The 3,775-nt window shown below is 38.5% G+C and carries 5 protein-coding genes; 1 reads left to right on the forward strand and 4 read right to left on the reverse strand.

Annotated elements, in window-relative coordinates; all coding sequences use genetic code 11:
- Positions 1 to 244: 244 nt before the first annotated feature.
- Positions 245 to 847 carry a PEP-CTERM sorting domain-containing protein gene (locus OGM63_RS28140; RefSeq protein ID WP_263749041.1) on the forward strand — a complete coding sequence of 201 codons (603 nt, stop codon included), beginning with the start codon at positions 245 to 247 and terminating at the stop codon, positions 845 to 847.
- Between the two features lie 40 nt (positions 848 to 887).
- Here the strand turns inward: OGM63_RS28140 and OGM63_RS28145 are convergent, their stop codons facing one another.
- The 4 genes from OGM63_RS28145 to ilvC form a co-directional block, all read right to left on the reverse strand.
- The gene (locus OGM63_RS28145) at positions 888 to 1,697 is read right to left on the reverse strand and encodes an EndoU domain-containing protein (RefSeq protein ID WP_263749042.1); all 810 of its coding nucleotides are present in this window, start codon (positions 1,695 to 1,697) and stop codon (positions 888 to 890) included.
- Between the two features lie 113 nt (positions 1,698 to 1,810).
- The gene (locus tag OGM63_RS28150) at positions 1,811 to 2,128 is read right to left on the reverse strand and encodes a Txe/YoeB family addiction module toxin (protein WP_263749043.1); all 318 of its coding nucleotides are present in this window, start codon (positions 2,126 to 2,128) and stop codon (positions 1,811 to 1,813) included.
- A complete protein-coding gene (locus tag OGM63_RS28155; RefSeq protein WP_263749044.1) occupies positions 2,100 to 2,405 on the reverse strand; it encodes a type II toxin-antitoxin system Phd/YefM family antitoxin in 306 nt (101 codons plus the stop codon). Before OGM63_RS28155 ends, OGM63_RS28150 begins: the two co-directional genes overlap by 29 nt.
- A gap of 275 nt (positions 2,406 to 2,680) precedes the next feature.
- Entirely contained in the window at positions 2,681 to 3,676 is a 996-nt protein-coding gene (gene ilvC / locus OGM63_RS28160) for a ketol-acid reductoisomerase (protein WP_263749045.1), read from the reverse strand.
- Positions 3,677 to 3,775: the final 99 nt, after the last annotated feature.

The following is a 3,775-nucleotide window of genomic DNA, read 5'->3' on the forward strand; positions in this document are numbered from 1 at the left end:
CCGAGTGTAGAGACGCGAAATTTCGCGTCTCTACAGGTCAAAAATCAGTACCAAAAATCCTTAACTGAACCGTATTGTGATATAACTGGCTTTTACAATAGCTTTTTAATTAGTTGTTAATTACTTAATAAATACTTAACATCAAGAATATCATTTATTCATCTTTACTTAATCAGATGATAGTGACATCTGTATTGCCGTGTAATTAGTATAGATAATTATTCGGAGACAAAAAAACATTTTTATGATGATTTGGCAAAATCTACTGAAAACTACCGCTGCTTCTTTGGTGTTGAGTTTAGGTTTTCTTAGCGGTGGTCAGGTACTAGCAAAGACAGTCACCTATGATTTTCAGGTCAATAATTTAACGGGAGTATTAGCGGGTAAAACTTATAACGGATACGTTAAATTTGATGATAGTTTCCTTACCAAACAAGGATACGAAAATATTACTAGTTCCGATCAGGGTTTATCATTCTTCTTTAATTTTTATGGTGGACCATACGATGAAACTAACGACCCCTACAATCGGACTCAGATATCATTTTTTAACGGGAAACCCAAAACAATTTATTTTCGAGGTAATTACGACACTTACCCACAAATTCCTTATACTTTTGCTTTTAGTTCCTACGGTTCGCAAGATGGTATCAACTTCAAATTTATAGACTTTTCTTACCTATTTGATCAGCGTCCAGATTTAGGGATTGTTGGTGGTGGTGGTGAGGGTAAAGTTGTATTCTTCAACTCAGAAACGGGAGATCCTATCTCTGTTCCCGAACCAAGTAGCGTAATTGGCATTTGTGCGATCGCAATGGGGTTAATCTTAAAGCGAACAAAACACTGATAATGCTGTCGTAGAGACGTAAAGCGTGGAACGTCTCTATTCAAGTTTTACACTGTTTCCCGCTAGGTGTAGCATCTGGATAGTAGGTGATAATTGCGTTTTCTTTTCTGACAAAAATAGTGGGAAAAATTCTTCTTGTCTCCGCATCCCGAACATTATAAATACACGCTCCTTCCAGATTTCCCTGTAACTTAAATGCTTTTGTGGCATCAACAAGTATTTCTTCAGCGTTGCTCAAATAGCCGTAGCCTTTAATAACATCTCTAACAATGCGGTTTCCCTGTTTAATTTCCACACCCATCGTATAAATTACACCGGGAATAACTTCCTCTTTTTGAGAATTATTCGGCAACCTTCCGGCAATTCCTTGATTTTGCAACTGTAAATATCTGCCGTAAAAGTGCAATCCTCCAATATCGTTTTCGTTATATATTTGTCCACAAAAAATGTGTTCAAAGCCTTTATTATGGAACCAAACATTAGTTAAATCTTGCAGAAAATCTGATTTTCTCCGTCTTCCTGGACGAAGTTCTCCCCCAGTGACTTGCTGAATTTTATTTAATACTTGTGGATTTGCAGATAAAAGATTTTTAAACTGATTAGGATTAACGTTGCTACCAATCGAACCGCAGACTTTCAATACTTCATTATCGAAAGCATTAAGTTTAGGTGGAGGTGGAGAAATATCTAGTTGTTGTCCTCTAGGAAAACCAACCGGAACGGGGTTATTTAGATTATCAAAAAATGGTATTAGTTTTGTATCTTGCTGCGATTGTGCTTGAATAGAGTTCTGCAATCCCAAGGAAGAAATTATCAACAGCAAAGTGAATAAACTCACTAAACGTAACATACAGCAGATTTCAGGTAAATGAAGTATATATATAAAATCCAAAACCTTGTAGAGACGTAGCACTGCTACGTCTCTACCTATATTCTATTAGAGCGCAATCTACTGTAAATGCATTATTCGTAATGATAGCGACAAGCTAAAAAATCAATTTGAGTGTTTCCCACTATATATACTAGCCGATGCTCTAAATCAATTCGCCGTGACCAAATATTTGCATCCATATACTTTAATGCTTCCGGTTTACCAATCCCTTTAAATGGGTTTTGCATGACTGCCGTAATCAAATCCAAAATTTTCGATGCTTTCGCAAAATCTTGTTTGAACCACCACTTCTTATCTTCTTTGAATTTTAAACTAAAACCAGGACTTCGATTAATTATGACTGGTTTAATTTCCTCAGATTCAGCTTTCTTTTTCTTCTTCTTGGTCAATCCCTAACTCCTGCCGAAGTTCTGCGATAGTTTGAGATTGGATCTTTCCTGTTTTCGACTCTTCTATTGCGTCAAGTAACCGACGTGCATTTTTAGGACTTCGCAATAAATAAACTGTCTCAACCAAACTTACTAAATCTGACTCAGCAATCAAAGCTACATTTTCCGCATCGCGACGGTTGATAATATACACCTGATGATTTTCTACTACCAGGTCTAACAACTTAAAAAAGTCATTTCTCGCATCGGTTGGAGATGTTATTTTGTAGGAAAACATCAATATATGTACACAAATAGGTACATATATTATAAAACACTATTAATCATCTGGCGAAAATTTACCAAGAATTAAATTCAATGCGTTGCTGATTGACGGTATGAAAGCTTTATGCAAACAAATTCCCAGGTTATATCATGTCCGACAAATCACATATATTGTAGAGACGTTCCACGGTCACGTCTCTACGACGGTTGCAATGTTTTTATTAATGTTAATTAACCGGACATGAGCTTAGACCTGGGAACGAGTTTAATCCAAGATATCAAATAAAGTTACGCTTTTTTCAACCAGCTAAACATAGCGCGTAAATCTTTGCCGACTTCTTCAATTTTGTGTTCAGCTTCTTGACGACGCATAGCGGTAAATCCTGGTTTACCAGATTGATTTTCTAAGACAAATTCTCGTGCAAATTGCCCAGATTGAATTTCACTGAGAATCTTCTTCATTTCTGCTTTAGTTTCCTGAGTGACAATTCGCGGTCCGCGGGTATAATCACCATATTCAGCGGTGTTAGAAATGCTATCGCGCATTTTTGCCAAGCCACCTTCTACAACCAAGTCTACAATTAATTTGACTTCGTGCAGACATTCAAAATAAGCTAATTCTGGTTGATAACCGGCTTCTACCAAAGTTTCAAATCCAGCTTTAATTAAAGCACTCAAACCACCGCACAATACAGCTTGTTCACCGAATAAATCTGTCTCCGTTTCTTCGCGGAAAGTTGTTTCTAGAACGCCGGCACGGGTTCCACCGATACCTCTAGCGTATGCCATCGCGCGATCGCGTGCCTGACCGCTGGCATCCTGATACACTGCAAACAGCGCCGGTACACCTTGTCCCTGTTCGTAAGTCCGTCGCACCAAATGCCCAGGTCCTTTAGGTGCTACCATCACTACATCGACGTTTGCCGGCGGTACAACTTGCCCAAAGTGAATATTAAAGCCGTGGGCAAAAGCTATCACATTTCCTTCTTGCAGATTTGGTTCGATTTCGTTTGTATAAATCGTTTTTTGCACTTCATCAGGCAACAAAATCATGATGAAGTCAGCTGCATTCACAGCATCTGCAACATTTTTCACGATTAATCCAGCAGCTTCGGCTTTTGAGGTTGACTTACTGCCCGGATATAACCCGACAATTACATTCATCCCGCTATCTTTGAGATTAAGCGCATGGGCATGACCTTGGGAACCATAGCCAATGATGGCAATGGTTTTCTGTGCTAAAAGGTCTAAATTGGCATCTTCGTCGTAGTACATCCGGGTCATAGCAGCATCTCCTGTCAGCAAGAGCGTCATTAATTGGCAAGTTTCTGATTTTACCGCAAATTGTGTAACAACAGATATGCGTTTCGATTTAGGGGAGGG

This window comes from Plectonema radiosum NIES-515 (assembly GCF_025753815.1).
Lineage (GTDB): Bacteria > Cyanobacteriota > Cyanobacteriia > Cyanobacteriales > Nostocaceae > Hassallia > Hassallia radiosum_A.